The sequence below is a fragment of the Lignipirellula cremea genome (assembly GCF_056501455.1).
The window spans coordinates 5,474,878-5,492,643 of the sequence record NZ_CM151415.1 but is presented as its reverse complement, the minus strand read 5'-3'; the positions used below and the strand labels follow the sequence as shown (position 1 = coordinate 5,492,643).

Sequence of the window (17,766 nt, the reverse complement as noted above, 5' to 3'; positions counted from 1 at the left end):
CGTCGAGAGGCCGAGATGAGCATCGAACTGACGCCGGGCGAAACGAAGTTCATCGAGGACCTGATCGCGGCAGGCGAGGTCCGCACCGCTGACGAGGCGGTCGCGGAAGCCCTGCTCCGCTGGAAGCGCGAACGGGATCTGAAGGCCGCGATCGACGAGGGGATTCGCGAACTCGATGCGGGACTGGGCATCGACGGCCGCGCCATGTTCGAACAGAAGCATCATGAACTCGACGCCGCTGTGGCCGTTGGAATGCGTGACTTCGACGACCAGCGCTTTCGAGACGGCGAAGAGGTTTTCGCCGACCTCAAACGCATGGCCATTGCGCGTATCGATCGCGAGGCGACTTGATCGGCGAGTTCCGCGTATCGGAAACAGCCGTCGAAGAACCAGACGGAGCCGAACGCGTAGCTCGCATGCTCCTGTTTTGGGTGGCCCGGATTGCTTGCAATCCGGGTCGAACGAAGTTCGACAAGAGGACTTCGGGCAGGCCGCGGATTTCGTTTCCAGCTGCCGCTGACGTTCACTTGCGGCTGCACTGCGTCTTCGCGGCGGGAGCCGGGTCGCATTGACAAGCAAGTCCGTGCCGCCCAAGTCATGCGGTTCGCGTGAACGTTCGAAGTCCCTCCCGATCCGCTCAAAACACGTCCAGCGTGAACCCGGGCCACGGGTTCCCGCGAAGGTAAATGCGGCGGTCGGGGTCGCTGCCCAGACGCAGCCATGCAGTCGCTAAAGTCTCCCGGGCGTCATCGACGGCAGGCCAGCGGTCGCCGAGCGAATCGAGGGGGTAGTAGAGCTTCCGGTAGCCTGACCCGGGCGGGAAGTGCGACCGACCCGTCGCCAGATAGAAAGCTCCTTCGCCGCCGACGTAGAGCACCAGCAGCGTCGCGAGCAGGACGAGCGCCGTCAGCGCGAACGCTCGGGCCGTTTTTTGCATCCGCCTGCCCTGCCCTTCACTCATCCGCAGATTCGCCGACGTTGACGGAACTGGAAGTCGCGTCAGCCGCGTCCATCGCGGCAGCTTCCCGTTCCGCTTCGTACTGCATGCGCGCTGCCGCTTCGCGACTCAGCTTGAACTCGCTGTCGGGCAGGAAGTAATGAACTGAGCCCACGTAGTACGGCGACGGAAGCAGATTCGGGCGAACGTGAGCCTCCCGCGACGGATCGCCGCTCAGCCTTATCCAGCCGTCCGCCAGGCGTTGCCGACATTCGTACATCGGCTGACAACGATCGCTCGCCCAGTCGAGAGGGGCATAGACCGTGCGGTAGGGAGAGTCGGCGAAGAAACGGGATTCGCCGGTCGCCAGATACCACACCCCCTCGCTGCCGACATAGATAACCGGCAGCGCGAGCATCAGCACGATGCTCCCGATCACGAATCCGCGGGCATGTTCCTTCATCGCCCCGAGATCCTTCGCTTCGGCGGGGGGCTACTGCCGGCGTCGCTACCGCTGATAGATCGGCAGGAAGGCCAGGTCGAGCTGCAGCATGATCAGGTTGCAGGCGGTGACGTAGATCGGCCCGATGGTGCCGTTCCAGCTTCCGTCGTCTTCCTGTTCGCGATTGATCTTCTCGTAGAGCTTGTTGCAGAACTCGGCCCATTCGTCGGCGCCCCGGCGGTAGACCACCTGCGAGTAGTACAGGTAGGTGTAGTGCCAGTGGCCGAACGTCTCCGCGGCGTTCGCGTTGACGTTGTGCAGCTTCCCCTTGGTGTACTCCCACATCTCCGGGACGTGCTGGCTGTCGTAGGCGCCCGCGTTGTAGAGCGCGGCCAGCGCGGCGGCGGTGATCGCGGGGCGGGAAGATCCGCGGTTGCGCGAACTGTACGAGATGCCGCCGTCTTCGTTCTTGCAGTCGTAGATGTACTTCTTCGCCCGGTCGATGATGTCCTTGTCGACGGGGATGCCGGCGTTCCGGCAGGCGCGCAGGCCTTGCACCTGGGTGATGGTTGTCGAACCTTCGTCGAAGTTGTTGCCGTCCTTCGCGCTGACGTAGCCCCAGCCGCCCGACGGGGTCTGGGCGAAGGCGCTGAACTCGACCGCCTTGGTCAGGACCTCGGTCAGTTCTTCCCGGCGGGCTTCGTCCTCTTCCTCTCCCAGCACCTGGGAGAGAAAGACCATCGAAAAGCCGTGGCCGTAGGTATAGCGATTGTCGCGCAGCGGCTCGCCGATCAGGCCGTTCTCGCGACGCTTGGTGAAGAGGTAGTCTACCGCCCGGCGAATGTTCGCCGAGTAGGGGCCCTGCATGGTCGTCGACCCGGAAGCGACCAGGGCCGTACCGGCCAGCGCGGTCATCGCCGTCGGATAATTGCCGGCGTTCCAGTGACCGATCCGGGACTGGGTCTTCGCGACCCAGTCGAGCCCCTTGCGGATCGTCTCCTGCGTCTTGTCGTCGTAGCGATCCGCCCGGGCCGATCGCAGCGAAAGGCCGGCGAGCGCTCCCGCTCCAGCACAGGCGCCGAAAAGACGCAGCGCCCCTCGACGCGTCAGGTCGCGCGTAAAAATCGACGACATAGGCGGGCTCTCCGCGAGAATTGGCGGCACAGAGTCGCCGCGCTCTCCGTTTCCGGGCGCGCGGCGATGCTCCATTATGTGCCGGAACGACCGCGAAAGTTTACGCCGATTTCGGCGGAATCCCCGCCGCAGCGGCGCTTTCTTTCCCGCGCAAGGCGATCAGCCGACGCGCCAGTCGTCCTTGAACCAGGTCGTCCGGGAGGCCTTGCGGACGGGGTACTTGTTGGCGGAGTCGAAGCCTTCCCGGGTCAGCGTCTTCAGGATGTGCTTCGGCTCGACGTGAATCGCCCCCGCGATCAGATCGACCCGCTCGTTCAGTTCGGTCCAGTCGCCGAACAGCTTGGGGTCGCGTTCGGCCAGATCTTCCAGGTACTCCACGTCGTGCTGCGAGACGATCGCGTACTCGTAGCGGAGCTTGCAGAGAAAATTCAGCAGGCGACTGGCGAACGCCCGGATCGCCAGCTCAGGCTGTAGCGTCGAAGGGACGTCGCTCGCTTGCACGGAGGTTCGCGCGATATCCCAGATCGAGGTCAGCCCGTGTTCGTCCAGACGGGTCTCGTCGATGCGAACGGGGATGCTGGTTTCGACGAGAACTTGGTTCGGCTCTTCCATAAACGTTCGTCAGGCTCCGTCATCAGGCATGCCGCAAGGCCGAACGAGGCGCTCGACCGGGCGAGGAACTCCGCCGCGGCTTCGAAGGACCGGATACTATCCGCGCCCGATCGGAAGTAAGCAAGCGTCAGGCCGCGAAGTCTCGCGGAAGGCTCGTCGATCGAGCGTAAGAAGCCCGCGAATTCACGGGGCGGGAGCGATTCGCCGTCGCTCGAAAAGGTTCGCGGCATTCGCGAGAAAAACTCGTCGCGCGACTTCGCGAAGCGCTTGCCGAGTCCGCAGCAGACGGACGGGCGCGCTCGGTCGCGTTCTCAGACCTGTTCGCGAAACGTCGTGTAGCTAAGCCACCCGAGGCCGAGCGCGGCGAGCAGGAAAGCTCCGTCGAGTACGGGGCTTAGGCCGCGAAAAGGGGCTAGCGCTGGCATGCCGGCGAAGAGCAGGATCAAGTCGAGCAGGAACACGACGGCAAGGAGCCCCGCCGCGACCAGCCCGATGATGCAAAGTACTTTCGGCATGCGAAACCCGTCCTCGTGGCAGGCAAATTCTGCGGTAAGTATAATTCACTCCCAAACGCTGTCACCCGGACCGTTTAGGCCCATTCCAGCCTTTTTCGCCTTGGTTTAACGGGGCGTTCTGCGGCGCCGGTCGTGCGGACTGTAACGGGCCGCTTCCTCGCCCACGCCCGCTCGCAACGGACGTTCGGCACGCTAATTCGCCTGTCCGATAAAATTTCCGCTGCCTGCCCGGGCCTTTGCAGCTTGTTTATCTTCGCACGGACGGCAGGGGAATGACGTTAGCTGATGGACTCCTGCGGGAACAGATGCCCGTCACGGCGGACTGGGCTTATTTCGACCACGCGGCGGTCGCCCCTCTACCCCGACCCTCCGCGATCGCGATTCAGCGCTGGCTGACGGAGTGCGTCGAAGGGGGCGACGTCCCCTGGCTCTCCTGGAACGCGGAGGTCGAAACCTGCCGCCGGCTGGCTGCGGAAACGATCGGCGCCGATCCGGCAGAGATTGCCCTGCTCCCGAATACGACCGCCGGCATCGGGCTCGTCGCCGAGGGGTTCGCCTGGGAGCCCGGCGACGAGGTTCTGGTCCCCGCGAACGAGTTTCCGTCGAACCTCTATCCCTGGCGGAATCTGGAACGCCGAGGCGTCCGCCTGAAGACGCTGGAGCCGGGGCCGCAGGGTCGGCTCGATCTCGATCGGCTGGCGGAAGCCATCGGGCCGCGGACGCGGATCGTGAGTCTGAGTTGGGTCGGCTTCGCGAGCGGATTTCGGATCGACGTCGGGGCGGTCGCCGAAATCTGTCACGACCGCGGAGCGCTTTTCTTTCTGGACGCCATTCAGGGGATGGGGGTCTTTCCGCTCGACGTGCGGCGGGAGGGCGTCGACTTTCTGGCCGCGGACGGGCACAAGTGGATGCTCGGTCCGGAAGGCGCCGGGTTCTTCTTCGTCCGCCGGGAACTGCTCGATCGGCTGGCGCCCCTGAACGTCGGGTGGAACAGCGTCGACGGCGCGGGTTCCTTCCGGGCCGACGAGATGCGGCTGAAGGATTCGGCCGGACGCTACGAGGGCGGGACGCTGAACATGGCAGGATTCATCGGTCTGGCCGCCAGTCTGAAGCTGCTGCGGGAATGGGGACTGGGAACCGGGACGAGCGGCGTGGCGGATCGCGTGCTGAAGATCGCCGACTTCGCCTGCGATCGACTCGTCGAGATCGGGGCCGAGGTTTTCTCTCCTCGCGACGTGGAGCAGGAACGGAGCGGCATCGTCTCCTTCTCGCTGCGCGGTCTGGAGCCTGCCGACGCGAGAAAGCAGTGCCTCGATGCGGGCGTCGTGCTGAGCGTGCGGGACGGCAGGCTGCGGATCGCGCCCCACGCTTACAATGACGAAACCGACGTCGAACGATTGATCGCGGCGTTGCGTCGTTGATTCTGTCGCGTCGTTGATTTTTTGCGAGCGCCCGTTACTGCGGCAGCGAAATGGAATCGGACCCGAACCTCAATCCGTACAGCTACACCGAGGCGCCGCCCTCCGTCGGCGACGAGCCGGCGCTGCCGCTGACGCGCGTTCCGCCCGGGCTGATCGTGCTGGGGGTTCTGCTTCTGCTGATGGGCGGCTGGGGCCTCCTGAGCGGCCTGTTCGGGATGCTGGCTCTGATCGTTCAGGCGCTGGCGCCCGGGGCGAATTTCACGGGCGCGGGACCGGAGATGGAATTGCAGCGGGAATTCCAGAGCCAGATGGACGCGGTCGCCGACCGATTGCTTCCCTTCACCTCCGTCAATCTCGCCGGCAACCTCCTGTTGTCGGCGGCGATGGTCGTGGGAGCGATCGCCCTGTTCCTGCGCAAGGAGTGGGGCCGCGTGCTGACCCTCCGCGTGATCGTCGCCTGCGCGATCTTCACCCTGCTCGAGATCGTGCTGGCCGTCGCGGCGATGTTCTTTCAGACCTCGATCATGGTGAACTACTTCGAGGCGACGACCGCGGGCGGGCCGCTCGGCTCCTCGGCAGGCAGCTTCATCTACCTCGGCATCGGCCTCGGGATCGCGATGCTGGTCGCGATGTACGGCGTCGAATACGGCATCTACGCCTTCGGGTATCGGTACCTCCGGCGGCCCGAGATCCGGGCGCTGTTCGCGTAGCGACCCTCCAGATCGGCAGCGGCACGGTTCCAGAAGCCGCGCTCCTCCAGAAGCAGTTCGAAAGGCGAAGAACCTGTGGGCGATCGTTCTCCGCGAAAAGCGGTCTATACCGGCTCCTTCGATCCGATCACGCTCGGGCACCTGAACGTGATCGAGCGTTCGGCGGCGCTGTTCGACGAACTGATCGTCGGCATCGGCGTCAACATCGAGAAGCGCCCGCTGTTTTCGCTGGACGAACGGCTCGACCTGGTGCGACGGGCGTCGTCGGTCTACGACAACATCACCGTCAAAACGTTCGACGGACTAGCGGTCCACTTCGTCCGTTCGTGCGGCGCGCGGATCATCATTCGCGGCTTGCGACCGATGACGGACGTGGCGGGCGAGTTCACCATGCTGATGGCGAACCGGCATCTGGATCGGGACCTGGAAACGGTCTTCCTGATGGCGGACAAGGAACTGGCCCACGTCAGCAGCACGCTGATCAAGCAGATCGCCCCGCACGCGACTGACGCGCAAATGGCCGAGTTCATCCCGCAGGTCGTGATCGAACCCCTGCGACGCCGGCTGGAAGAACGCGGGGCGAAGTGAGGGGGCGGCCGTAACGCGTCCGGCTGAATTGCGCTTCGATCGGCAGGGAGAACGCGTACTGGTCACGCCTTCTCGTTCGTTTCGCGCACCGAGGCAGGTCGTACCGTGACTCGCTGGGCCTACGCCGCTTTCGGAGGGCTATCCTACCTCCTGTTCCTGGCCACCTTCGCCTTGTTGATGGCGTTCGTCGCGGGCGCCGGGCTGGCGAGTTTCGCGCTGCCGAAGACGATCGATACGCCGACGAGCCTGCCGCTGGGGCTCGCCGTAGCGATCAACGTCGGCCTGGTCGGTCTGTTCGCGGCGCAGCATTCGGTCATGGCGCGGCCGGCGTTCAAGCGAGTCTGGACGAAGCTGATCCCCAGGCCGATCGAGCGAAGCGTTTACTGCCTGCTCTCGTCGGTCGTGCTGATCGTGCTCATGGTCTTCTGGCAGGGCATCGACGGCGTCGTCTGGAACGTCGAGCCCGCGACGCTGCGGGGGGCGCTCTGGTCGCTCTACGTCGTCGGCTGGCTGGCCGTGCCTGTCGTGAGCCTGATGATCAGCCACGCCGATCTGTTCGGTCTGCGGCAGGTCTGGCTCCATCTGCGCGGCAACGCGTACGAACCGCTCCCCTTTCGGACGCCGCTGGCCTATCGCTACGTGCGGCATCCGCTCTACATCGGCTGGGCGATCGCGTTCTGGGCGACGCCGACGATGACCGCGGGTCACCTGCTCTTCGCGGGCACGATGACGCTCTACATGATCGGCGCGGCCGTCATCGAGGAGCGCGACCTGCTCGCCCACTTCGGCGAGCGATACGCCGAATATCGCCGCCGGGTTCCGATGTTCGTCCCCAATCCGTTCGCCCGACCGGTCGAGAAGAGCGAAGTCCTCGCTCGTGACGTTCGCCGCGACGCGAGAAATTCGTGCCCGGAGTTTTGAGCTGCAGCAGCGCTACACTGCCGACTCACGGTCCAGGTCGGAGTAAGGGTAATGTCCGTTGGCCTTTAGTAGCTCGATCAACGCCGCGCCGCCGTTCTCGCGAGCGAATTCCATCTCTGACCGGAACACTTCGATGATCGCGAGCAGGCCGAACTCGGCGGACTTGCCCTCCGGATAGGGCGAGTAGCCGTCGAAGAGCAAGCAGCGCCCTCCGACGGTCGGCATTTCGGGCGGGAACTCGCACGTTTCGTTCGGGTTGAGCGTCGCTTGGGCGCTGTACGGTGCGATGCAGTTGAGGACTGCATTGATCACCTGGTGTGCTTTTCCGAACTCGGTCTCTTCGTTTTGGGCGGCGTCGAGATCGAGCGAGCGCCTGGTGAACATGACCAGTTCGTAGCAGTCGTAGACGCCGTTCGTCGAACCTTCGCCCGGCGACTCTGATAATTCTTTGGTGGCGATGGCCGTGCCCGGAATTCCGTTGGGATAGTAGTACAGGTCCAGTCCGCCGCCGATGGCATAGGGAATGAGGGCGTGCATCACCATGTCGTGCGCTTTGCCGAGCGCCTCCTCCATCAGCGCCGACTTGCGATCGTGCCATCGGTCTGCAATTTCTTCGTCCGAATCCGCCATTGCTCGGAAGCCTCCGTTCGCGAATCACCGCCTTGCCAGACCGGGTGGAGCATAGCCAGACGCCTTTACCGATACCATCAGCGACGCCTCGCCACGACTTGCACGACGGTGGCGAGGCCGGTGTGGTAGAGGCTTTCGCGGACCTCCCGTTCCTGTTCCTGGGCGTGCAGGAACTCCAGCCCGGCGAGTTCGCGCTTCATGTCGTCGAGCGTCATCATCAACTCGGGCGAAGGCGGGCCGCCGGTGCCGCGACCGAACTGCTTCGGCGTGTAGGCTTCGAGGATGAAGACGCCGCCCGGACGCAAACCTTGCACGACGGCCGCGTGGAGCGGAACGCGGATCGACTTGGGCAGGTGGCAGTAGATGGAGACGATGCCCGCCCACGCTCTAGGCTGGCGAAAATCCACGGGCTGCTAACGCGCGACTCCCATGTCCCAATGTGTGTTAGAAATCGCGCATGCATTCTGAGAACCGGGCTGGTTTCGCAAGAAACGGCGACCGATGATGAAACGGAAGGCGACCGCTCAAAATCATCCGGCAGAGCTCCGCACTCCGATGAAACGGCAATTCGCGAAGGTTCTTAAGGAACGTGGGTCCCGCAGCGCCGAAGAGCGGGCCGCATTGCTCGTTCGCGCTGGCCTGATTCCTTCGGAACAAGCTGAATCGGTCGCCGCGAAACTGGACCGTCGGTAGTCGCCGCTATGCCCCGCCGTTCGCTGAATCTCGCCACCCTCGACGACGTCGCCTCCGAGATCGAGAGCTTGCGGGACGGCGGTTACTCCGCGACGGGAAAGTGGAACCTGTCGCAGATCTGCGAGCACCTGACGGCGACGATGCGGATGGGTCTCGACGGCGGGCAGCGCATGCCGTGGCTGTTGAGGAAGACCGTCGGCGCCTGGATGATCCGCTCCTGGCTGAAGACCCGGGCGATGCGGAGCGGTCTGCCGACGCTCGATCGGCTGCGGCCCGCGGCGAAGAGCGACGGCAGAGGCACGGAGAAGGTCGACGACCCCGCTACGATCGCGACCTGCCTCGCGACGCTGCGGGAAGTGCGCGACTTCCGCGGCACGCTTCCGCCGCATCCGATGTGCGACGGGATCGATCTGCCGACCTACAAGGAGCTGTGCGTGATTCACGCGCAGCATCACCTGGGGTTTCTGGCGCCGCGGGATACGACCGAACGGGAGCGCCAGGTCGGTGACGCCGCCGGGCCATGGCGAACCTGATCCCCGTCGCGAACCAGGCTGAGGAGGGCATCGCCAAGGCTCTCCCCAAGTGCATCTCTGCACAGGTTTCGCGAGGACCGAAAATTCGCGTCGACGGGCGTCGCCCGGTACAACGGCGCTCGCGTCGTGTAACCGGCTGCGCGGAGTTCTTCCACGAGACGCAGCGGATCGCGACGGTTCGCCCCGGAGCAGGCTGCCTTGTCGTCGACCGATTTCGAACGCAATCTGGCGTTCTGCGCGCTAGCGGTGCAGTCCGATTTCTTGACCTGCGAACGAATGCTCGCGGCCCTGCGTACGCGGGTGCATGGCGCGACCGATCTCGGCGACCTCCTCGTCCGGCAGGGGGCGTTGACGGAAGACCGGCGACGAGAGGTCGACGCTCTCGTCGACCGGCATCTGGCCTCCACGGACCTCGGCGTCACCGCGAGCCGGACGCCGTCGCCCGAATCTGACGCGGAAGCGACGGAGACGCTCTCCGGTAAGCGCTCTCCGGCGCATGCTTTCGACCGATCGGCGTCGGACGAGCGCTACCGAATCCTGCGTTACCACGCGGAAGGGGGGCTGGGACTGGTCTCGGTCGCGCAGGACAGCGAATTGAATCGCGAAGTCGCGTTCAAGGAGATCAAGCCGCAGCGCACGGCGGACGAGGAATGCCGGGCCCGATTCGTTCTCGAAGCGGAGATCACCGCGAAACTGGAACATCCGTCGGTCGTTCCGGTCTACGGCTTCGGTTGTCGTGCGGACGGGCGCCCGTATTACGCGATGCGTTTCATTCGCGGCGAAAGCTTCAAACTCGCGATCGCGAGGTTCCACACGTCGAAGAACTCGCTAACCGGAACGGAGAGGAACCTCGCCTTTCGCGATTTGCTGGACCGGTTCGTCGACGTCTGTCGGGCGATCGACTACGCGCATTCTCGCGACATCCTGCATCGCGACATCAAGCCGGCGAACGTCATGCTCGGCGACTTCGGCGAGACGCTCGTCGTCGACTGGGGACTGGCCAAGGATCTGAACGCGACCGATCGCGTCAGCGTCGACGCAGCATCGCGCCGCGCGACGACCTCGTCCGACTCGTACGCGACGGTCGACGGATCCACGATCGGAACGCCGGCGTACATGTCGCCCGAACAGGCAGAGGGAAAGACCGGCGAGATCACGAAGCGATCGGACGTCTATTCGCTGGGAGCGATGCTGGCGACGCTGCTCTCCGGGCGTCTTCCCGTGGAGGCGAAGGGAGCGGACGAAGCGCTCCGAATGGTCCGATCGGGCCATACGATCGTCCGCGAACCGGTCCCTCCGGATATGCCGAAAGCGCTCTGGGCGATCGCCGCCAAGGCGATGAGCGTCGGAGCCGCCGACCGATACGAGGGAGCCGGCGATCTGCAGGAGGATGTCGAACGGTTCCTGGCCGACGAGCCTGTTTCGGCCTTGCAGGAATCCTGGCCGACGCGGCTGCGTCGCGCGGCTCGAAAACGTCCGGGCGTCACCGCCGCCTCGTCCGCGGTCGCGATTCTCTCGCTCCTGTTCCTGATCGTCGGTCTCGGCGTCGCGCTACGGTTCAACCAGGAACTGGCGGATCTCAACGCGGACCTGGAGTCGGAAACGGAACGCGCGGAGAGCGCCAGGAAGACAGCCGAAGAGAATTACGGACTCGCTCGCGACGCGGTCGATCGCTATCTGACGCAGGTGAGCGAAAGCCGGCTGCTCGACGAACCGTACATGGACGAACTGCGCCGCGACTTGCTCACGTCAGCCCGCGACTTTTTCGCGACGTTCGCCGAACGACGCCAAGGCGACGGCGCGGCACGACGCGATCTGGCGCTTGCGCATCTGCGACTGGGACAAATCGACTGGCGGCTGGGCGATCATCGAGGCGCGATCGCGACGCTCCGTGACGGAATCGATATCGCTGACGCAGGCGAATCAGACCGATTGGGGAACGGCGTTCCGGTCGGCGTCCAGCTTCGCCTTCGCCTGGCGAACTATCTGACGACGCTCGGCGATCTGGACGAGTCGACGGCCGCGATCGACTCGGCGATGCGAGAACAGGAACGGGTCTCCGAGGCCGCGCCGGACGCTTCCGATCTCGCGTTCGTCCGATCCGATCTCCTCGTCGCGCGCGGCACGAATCATCGACGCCGGAACGACGTCCTGGAAGCGAAGCGCGACTTCGAGTCCGCTGCCGAGATTCTCGAATCGCTCGCCGAGACGGAACGAACCGCCGCCTCCCGGAAGCTGGCGATATGCTGCACCGAGCTCGGTTTCCTCGCCTTCACGGAACAAAACGACGACGAGGCGGAACGGCGGTTCGAGCAGGCGCTTTCCCTCGAGCGTTTCCACGCGGCGGCGAACCCGAACTCCGCGACCGACGCGTTCGGCGTGGGTCTAGCTCTCACGAATCTTTCGGGGGTCATGCGGCGCCAGTCGCGCCCGACCGAAGCGATCGCGCTCGCGCAAGACGCCGTGGAGACTTTCCGCGTAATTGCGGACGAGCATCCCGGAGTAACCGAGTATCGACGAAATCTCTCCGGCGCGTTGACGAACCTTTCGACGATCTATCTGACTTTCGACGATCTCGATAAGGCCGACGCGGCGAACTCGGAGGCCGTGGAAGCTCTTTCCGAAGTCGCGACGCGTTTTCCGGACGTCTCCGATTTCGCCTACGCCCTGGGGGTCGCGGAAAGCAACCAGGGAAACAATCAGGCGAAACGGCGGCAGTGGCCGGAAGCGCTGATGTGGTACGACCGTTCGATTGCGACGCTCGACCCGCTTCTGCGTCGATCCGACGACCCCCGGGTCCGCAACGTTCTGCGCAATTCGTACTGGGGCGTCGCCGATGCGCGCGTCGCGACGGCGGACTATGCCGCGGCGATCGCGGCTTACGACGACGCGGCCGCGATGGCTGAAGAAAACGTCAAGCCCGAGATTCTCATGGCGAAGGCCCTCGCGCTCGCGAAGTCGAGCGACCTCCGCGGAGCGACGTCTCTCGCCGAGGAACTTCTGACGGACGAAAAAACCCCGAACTTTCTTCCCTTCGAAGCCGCGAGAGTCTTCGCCGCCGCTGGCCTGTCAGCTTCCGAAGACGGCGATCCGAGCGTCGTCGAATCAGCGGAAGGACTGAATCGCCGCGCCGTCGAACTGCTGCGACAGGCTCATGACGGCGGCTACTTCGAACGGAATGCCGCGGGATTCGACTCTCCCGAATTCGCGAAGCTGCGAGAGCGGGACGATTTTCGCGAACTGCGCGACAAGGCTCTCGGTCCGACGTAAAGACGACTCGCCGTCAGACCTTCGGAGCCGCCAGCTTCAGCGTGAAGCGGTTCTGCGCCGACGTGTTGTGCTGGTTGCGCGTCGGGGAGTAGTCGACGACGTCAACGGTCGAGCCGTCCCGCTTGAACTCCAGCAGTCGCAGCCAGCCGTCGCCCCCCTCCGGGCGCATCTGGAAGTTGACGAGATGCTGATGCACGTCGCGACCCGCAGGGGTCTGCGTCGTGATGCGACCCAGGCCGTCCTGCAGGACGTGACCGTTGAGCGTCATCACGAAGTTCTCGTGCCTGGAAACGAGTTCGTTCCAGAGTTCTTCGCCGTCGAGCACGTCGTCGTTCGTCGCCTTGGCGACGCCGTAGCCGTGCGGGTTCCAGCTCTGCTTGCTGCCGTATTTCTTCCAGTCGTACCGCGTGTCGTCGTAGTACATGTAGGCGTGAGTCAGCAGGATCGCTTCGCGGTCGGGATGCGCCGCGGCGATCTCGTTCGCCCAGCGGACCACGTCCCGGCGGGGGCCGAACTCCAGGCCGATCGCAACAAAATCGCGACCGCCGGCCGAGAACAGGCGATACGTGTTCTCCGCGCGCTCGGGTTCCTTGTCGTACGTGCCGAAGACGTCCTTGCCGGCGAACTTCCGCTTCGCGACGGGGAAGTAGTCGTTCAGCTTCGTCGTGCGATCGGTGCAGCGTCCCCCTTCGCTGTAGTCATGGTTGCCCGGCACCATGACGTAGGGAATGTCCGAGTCGTCGAGTTCGCTCATTGCGCCGGCGGCGTTCTCCCACTCGGCAGGCGTGCTGTTGTTCGTGATGTCGCCCAGATGGAGCACGCAGACGACGTTACGGGGGGCCTTGTTTTCGGCGATCCACTTCGTCTGCGCGACGAAGTTCTGCGGGAACTTCTGGCTGTAGTTCTGCGTATCGGGCAGCACGACGATCGTGAACGAACCGTCGGCCATCGCCGGCGCCTCGCCGTCGACGAGGACCGCGTCGGCGTACGGATCCGCGGCGAAGGCGCTCGACGAGAGACCGAGCGACCCGGCAGCGAACGCGGCAGCGCCGGCGGCGCCAGCCTTCAGAACGTCGCGACGATGGAGTTGATGGCTCATGGCAGGCTCAAGAGGCGGGAGGAGAAAGGAAGCTACCTGGGGTGGCCCGGATTGCTTGCAATCCGGGTCGACGAAGTCGACAAGAGGAGCGACAGCCGAAAAGCGTCGACGTCATCGACCGGCATGGTAAACGAACCGTCGATCCTCTTGCGGGCTGCGCCCGCCCGGATTGGCGAGCAATCCGGGCCACCCTGTCTTATCGCGAATCGCGATGCATATCCAGTTTCAACGAAAAACGACCTGCCGGCGATCAATCGCCGGCAGGTCGTCAGGATACTCTTCTCCAACCGCTCGACCGGCGGCTCAGTCCCACTCGCGGATGAACTTCATCCAACTTTCACGGTGGGTCGACGCCATCGAGTAGAGCGGCTTCCACGCGGGCTGCTTCGGCACCGAGCGGAGCTTCAGACCGACGTTCTCCGGCGACCGGTCGCCCTTGCGACGGTTGCAGGGACCGCACGCCAGGACGCAGTTCTCCCACGACGTGATGCCCCCGTGGGAACGCGGCACGATGTGGTCGATCGTCAGCTCGTCCTTGCCGGGCTGAATCCCGCAGTACTGGCACGTGAACCGGTCGCGCTTGAAGATATTGCGCTTCGTCAACGAGACCGTCGCCGTCGGCACGCGATCGTAACGCGTCAGCGTCACGACCTCGGGCACCCGCAGACGCAGGCTCACGCCGCGAATCGCCGGCTCGGTGGCACGCGGTACGAGGCTCGCCCACTCCTCCCAGTCGTAGAGCTGGAAGTCTTCCGGGTCGACGACGCGAGCGGCGTCGTTGCAGAGCATCAGCAACGCCCGCTGCACGCTGGTCACGTTGACGGCTTGCCAGTTCTTATTCAGAACGAGCGCCGGCCGATTCAACAGGGTCATTCCCGTGATCCGTTCCCGCGGCGAAGTTCGCACGACGGAGACGAATCCTTGTACGTCCTGCGTCATGAGTCCTCCTCGCCTTCGCGACGAACTCGCTCCCGGTCAGTCTAGTCTGTCAGCCGCGGCCCCGGCACTTCGCAGGGGGAGATGACTCGCTTGACAGGCTGGCAGCTTCGCTTCGTTTATAGCCGACAAGATGTAGAAAAACGAAAGATTTAGCGAACGACTGGCGAATTCCTGACCCTTCCGGGCAGTACGGATTCCTCGCCCGCGACGCGTCCGCCATGCTTCGTTAGACCGCAAGGAACCGTCGCCGGTTCGCAGGGGCGTTCCGACTTCGGCTCATTAAATCGCGTCTCGCGAAGCTATAGCGGCCTGTGCGCCGGTTACGCGACGATTCAGATCGCCAGGAACGCTACATGTGAGTGCGACACGCACGTACAGGCTGCTTCAAAACGCCTTCGTGGCGTTTTCGCAGCCTCGCCAGGTTCGGAACAAGTTCCTCACGGCTCGCGAAAGGGTCGTGAACTCCCCTTTCGTCGTCGCATCCTGCGACGATTAGCAGGCTCGCTGCCTTTTGCAGCAGCCTGCTAATGTTCGACCGCCCTGCCCTCTTTCGATGCCGGACCACGACGCAGCGATGCCGACCTATGCCTATCGCGATCTGGACGACCCGCGGGTGCGACCCTATCTCGACCTCCGCAGGCAGCGGCATGCGGAGACGGCGGGGCTGTTCGTCGTCGAGGGACGGCTCATGGTCGAGCGCCTGCTCGCCCGCGACTTCCGCATCCATTCGCTGCTGGTCGATCCGCAGTACGTCGACGAGTTCGCCGCGCGCTACCCCGGGGTCGATCTGTTCGTGCCGGCGTCGGGCAAGGCGGAGGACCTGATCGGCTACAACTTTCATCGCGGCGTGCTCGCCTGCGGCTATCGCAAGGACGCCTCCGCCTGGGAAAGCGCCCTGCCGCCGCGGGAGCAGCCCAGCGTGGTGGTCCTGCTCCCGATGACGCAGGATCCGGAGAACGTCGGCGGCATCGTCCGTTCGACCGCCGCACTCGGGGGCGACGCGGTCTTCTTAGGAAGGCAGTCGTCCGACCCGTTCGGCCGCCGGGCGCTGCGGGTCTCCATGGGAACGGGGCTCAAGCTGCCGGTCTTTCAGCATGACGATGCGCTCGCGACGGCCCGACGCCTGCGCGAGGAGCATGGCTATACCCTCGTCGGCACGGCCCTCGATCCCAAAGCGATCGAGCTCGGCGATTTCAGCAAGCGACCCGCCCGGATCGCGCTCTGCCTGGGCAATGAAGCCGCGGGCCTCGACCCCGAATGGCTGGGCGCGTGCGACGTTCTTCTCCGCCTCGACATGGAGCGTCAGACCGATTCGCTGAACGTCTCCGTCGCCGCCGGCGTCTTCCTGTACGCCATGCAGCGGCGATGCGAGTTCGAATAGAAGGGCTTCTCGTAGGAAGGGTCACCGACCCGCCGTACGAAAATCCTTCCACGGCCCGGCAAGCTGGCCCATCGTGACGGCCGCGAGCGACGTGCAGAGCAGGCCGACGTAGGTGCCGGGGTGGAAGATCCAGAACGGCCCCTGCGGCGCCTGCATCAGAGGCTCGGGGAACATCGCGATCGCCGAGTAAGCCAGCGCCGTCGCGGAAATGCCGACGGCGAGCGCCGTGGCGAACGCGATCGCCGCGCCTCGCATCCACGCGAAGCTGCCGAAGCCGCGAACGCTGAATGCGGAGGTAAGTCCCACGACGACGCCGATGGTGACTCCGATCACCAAGCCCCAGGCCAGGTTCCGGTCGCCCGTTCGCTCGTACGTCCACCGAAGCCAGAAGATCGTCGGAGGGATGACGATCGAAAACAGCCCGAACGTCAGGCAGGCCACGAAGCCGATCAGAGCGCGCATCGGAATCCCTCGGGCGAACGGCAACGCGACGCCTCCGTCGCTTCCGCCCAAGAGACGTTCGGACGCGTATCTTGGCGCGGATTCGCCGGGATCTGTCCCCCTCAGCGAGTCGCGGCCTGTGCTGCTTCGGCCGCGATGCAATACAGCCGCTCGCTCGATCGGAGGAAGATCTGGCCGTCGACGATGGCGGGCGAGGCGACGAACCACTCGTTTTCGTCCTGCGTGAAGCGGTTGGCGGCGATCTGGTGGAACGCTTCGCCGGCGGCGACGACGTAGACCGTGCCCGAGCGACTGGTCCAGTAGACGTTCCCGTCAGCCACGACCGGGGAAGAATACTGTGCGCCCCCTTCGCGAACGCCGGAGGGCTTTTCGAGGCGGTCTTCGGACAGGACTTCGCCCGTCTCCGCGTCGAGCGTCGTCGCGATGAACGACGGGAACGTGTAGAGCCGACCGTCGACGAGAACGGGCGAGATGAATCTTCCGCGGGGGTCGCTGGTCCACAGGACGTGCGTCTCGGTCACGTCGCCGGTCCCGCCCGCTCGGACGGCGGCGGCTCCCCCCTCGCTGTTCTCGACCGCATAGACGACGTCGCCGTCGACGAGCACGCTGGAAGAGGCATGCGTCGGCGTGGTCGCGAACCAGCGTTCCGCGCCCGTGCGCGGGTCGTAGCCCCGAACGCCGGGCGACGCGAACACGACCAGATCGGTCCGCGAATCGTCGACTTTGGCCAGCGCCGGCGTGCAGTAGGCGCCGCCCGAGCCTTCGACCTTCGTCCGCCAGACCTCTTCGCCCGTCGTCGCCTTCAGGGCGATCAGCGACTGGCTCTCCGCGAACGCGGGGACGATCAGCAGGTCCTCGAACAGGATCGGACTCGACGCCGATCCGGCGCCGCGCAGCTTGTCTCCGACGTTCGAATTCCAGAGCGGCTCGCCCTCCAGGTCGTAGGCGAAGACGCCCGTCTTGCCGAAGAAGGCGAAGACCCGTTCGCCGTCGCTCGTCGCCGAATGCGTGGCGTAGCCGTTGTCGGCGAAGTTGCCCTCGTAAACGTTCTCCGGCTGCTGCGCGGGGACGCTCTTGTCCCAGCCGATCTCTCCCGTCGCGCGATCGAGACAGACCAGGTGCAGCTTCAGCGCGGAAAGCTCGCCAGCGCCCTTCTCGCCTTCGCTGGGGCTCCCCTTCCCCTGCCCTTCGGTCGCGTAACCGGTCCAGCAGGTGACGAAGATCCGGTCGCCGACGATGACGGGACTGGAGTTGCCCGGGCCGGGGAGCGCGACCGACCATCGGACGTGCTTCTCGGCGTCCCATTCCGTCGGCGCGGCGGACGTTCCTGCCGGCACGGCGCTTGCGGCGTGCCCTGTTCCGTTCGGACCGCGAAAGCGGAGCCAGTCCTCGGCCCGACTGGACGACGCGAAACCGGTTGCAAGCAGGAGCGCGACGAACGCGCAGGCGTGACGCGGAAGCAGACCGTGAATCATCGAG

The 17,766-nt window shown here is 64.9% G+C and carries 19 protein-coding genes; 8 read left to right on the top strand and 11 right to left on the bottom strand.

Annotated elements, in window-relative coordinates; translation table 11 throughout:
- The first annotated feature begins 15 nt into the window (after positions 1–15).
- The gene (locus SH602x_RS21510) at positions 16–351 is read left to right on the top strand and encodes a hypothetical protein (RefSeq protein WP_479474242.1); all 336 of its coding nucleotides are present in this window, start codon (positions 16–18) and stop codon (positions 349–351) included.
- A gap of 286 nt (positions 352–637) precedes the next feature.
- On the opposite strand, the gene SH602x_RS21505 is transcribed toward SH602x_RS21510, so the two are convergent.
- The 5 genes from SH602x_RS21505 to SH602x_RS21485 form a co-directional block, all read right to left on the bottom strand.
- Entirely contained in the window at positions 638–961 is a 324-nt protein-coding gene (locus tag SH602x_RS21505; protein ID WP_479474241.1) for a hypothetical protein, read from the bottom strand.
- Positions 954–1,400, bottom strand: a complete 447-nt coding sequence (locus tag SH602x_RS21500; RefSeq protein WP_479474240.1) for a hypothetical protein — start codon at positions 1,398–1,400, stop codon at positions 954–956. Before SH602x_RS21500 ends, SH602x_RS21505 begins: the two co-directional genes overlap by 8 nt.
- A 45-nt stretch (positions 1,401–1,445) precedes the next feature.
- Entirely contained in the window at positions 1,446–2,513 is a 1,068-nt protein-coding gene (locus tag SH602x_RS21495; RefSeq protein WP_479474239.1) for a prenyltransferase/squalene oxidase repeat-containing protein, read from the bottom strand.
- A gap of 159 nt (positions 2,514–2,672) precedes the next feature.
- Complete coding sequence (locus tag SH602x_RS21490) at positions 2,673–3,125, bottom strand: hypothetical protein (protein WP_479474238.1); 453 nt, start codon at positions 3,123–3,125, stop codon at positions 2,673–2,675.
- A gap of 311 nt (positions 3,126–3,436) precedes the next feature.
- Positions 3,437–3,640, bottom strand: coding sequence for a hypothetical protein (locus tag SH602x_RS21485; RefSeq protein ID WP_479471070.1), 204 nt, complete (start codon positions 3,638–3,640; stop codon positions 3,437–3,439).
- A gap of 272 nt (positions 3,641–3,912) precedes the next feature.
- Between SH602x_RS21485 and SH602x_RS21480 the strand changes: the two genes are divergently transcribed.
- The 4 genes from SH602x_RS21480 to mddA all read left to right on the top strand — a co-directional run bounded on the left by SH602x_RS21480 (position 3,913) and on the right by mddA (position 7,280).
- Positions 3,913–5,061, top strand: a complete 1,149-nt coding sequence (locus tag SH602x_RS21480) for an aminotransferase class V-fold PLP-dependent enzyme (protein ID WP_479474237.1) — start codon at positions 3,913–3,915, stop codon at positions 5,059–5,061.
- 50 nt (positions 5,062–5,111) lie between these two features.
- Complete coding sequence (locus tag SH602x_RS21475) at positions 5,112–5,771, top strand: hypothetical protein (protein ID WP_479474236.1); 660 nt, start codon at positions 5,112–5,114, stop codon at positions 5,769–5,771.
- Positions 5,772–5,846: 75 nt separating this feature from the next.
- A complete protein-coding gene (gene coaD, locus SH602x_RS21470) occupies positions 5,847–6,359 on the top strand; it encodes a pantetheine-phosphate adenylyltransferase (RefSeq protein WP_479474235.1) in 513 nt (170 codons plus the stop codon).
- 105 nt (positions 6,360–6,464) lie between these two features.
- A complete protein-coding gene (gene mddA, locus SH602x_RS21465; protein ID WP_479474234.1) occupies positions 6,465–7,280 on the top strand; it encodes a methanethiol S-methyltransferase in 816 nt (271 codons plus the stop codon).
- Positions 7,281–7,292: 12 nt separating this feature from the next.
- Here mddA and SH602x_RS21460 read toward each other — a convergent pair whose 3' ends face one another.
- Positions 7,293–7,853 (bottom strand): suppressor of fused domain protein, encoded by a 561-nt coding sequence (locus SH602x_RS21460; protein ID WP_479474233.1) that lies wholly within the window; start codon positions 7,851–7,853, stop codon positions 7,293–7,295.
- A 134-nt stretch (positions 7,854–7,987) separates the two neighbouring features.
- Positions 7,988–8,317: a hypothetical protein gene (locus SH602x_RS21455; RefSeq protein WP_479474232.1), complete on the bottom strand. Its 330-nt coding sequence runs from the start codon at positions 8,315–8,317 to the stop codon at positions 7,988–7,990.
- 294 nt (positions 8,318–8,611) lie between these two features.
- On the opposite strand from SH602x_RS21455, the gene SH602x_RS21450 reads away from it, so the two are divergent.
- A complete protein-coding gene (locus SH602x_RS21450; protein WP_479474231.1) occupies positions 8,612–9,136 on the top strand; it encodes a DUF1569 domain-containing protein in 525 nt (174 codons plus the stop codon).
- Between the two features lie 198 nt (positions 9,137–9,334).
- A complete protein-coding gene (locus tag SH602x_RS21445) occupies positions 9,335–12,406 on the top strand; it encodes a protein kinase domain-containing protein (RefSeq protein WP_479474230.1) in 3,072 nt (1,023 codons plus the stop codon).
- Positions 12,407–12,419: 13 nt separating this feature from the next.
- Here SH602x_RS21445 and SH602x_RS21440 read toward each other — a convergent pair whose 3' ends face one another.
- Together SH602x_RS21440 and SH602x_RS21435 are read right to left on the bottom strand one after the other, a co-directional pair.
- The gene (locus SH602x_RS21440; RefSeq protein ID WP_479474229.1) at positions 12,420–13,505 is read right to left on the bottom strand and encodes a metallophosphoesterase; all 1,086 of its coding nucleotides are present in this window, start codon (positions 13,503–13,505) and stop codon (positions 12,420–12,422) included.
- A gap of 303 nt (positions 13,506–13,808) precedes the next feature.
- Positions 13,809–14,444 carry an HNH endonuclease gene (locus SH602x_RS21435; protein ID WP_479470851.1) on the bottom strand — a complete coding sequence of 212 codons (636 nt, stop codon included), beginning with the start codon at positions 14,442–14,444 and terminating at the stop codon, positions 13,809–13,811.
- 553 nt (positions 14,445–14,997) lie between these two features.
- On the opposite strand from SH602x_RS21435, the gene SH602x_RS21430 reads away from it, so the two are divergent.
- Positions 14,998–15,825, top strand: coding sequence for a TrmH family RNA methyltransferase (locus SH602x_RS21430; protein ID WP_479474228.1), 828 nt, complete (start codon positions 14,998–15,000; stop codon positions 15,823–15,825).
- Between the two features lie 21 nt (positions 15,826–15,846).
- On the opposite strand, the gene SH602x_RS21425 is transcribed toward SH602x_RS21430, so the two are convergent.
- A complete protein-coding gene (locus tag SH602x_RS21425; RefSeq protein WP_479474227.1) occupies positions 15,847–16,287 on the bottom strand; it encodes a hypothetical protein in 441 nt (146 codons plus the stop codon).
- Positions 16,288–16,388: 101 nt separating this feature from the next.
- Positions 16,389–17,762, bottom strand: coding sequence for an outer membrane protein assembly factor BamB family protein (locus tag SH602x_RS21420; protein WP_479474226.1), 1,374 nt, complete (start codon positions 17,760–17,762; stop codon positions 16,389–16,391).
- Between the last annotated feature and the right edge of the window lie 4 nt (positions 17,763–17,766).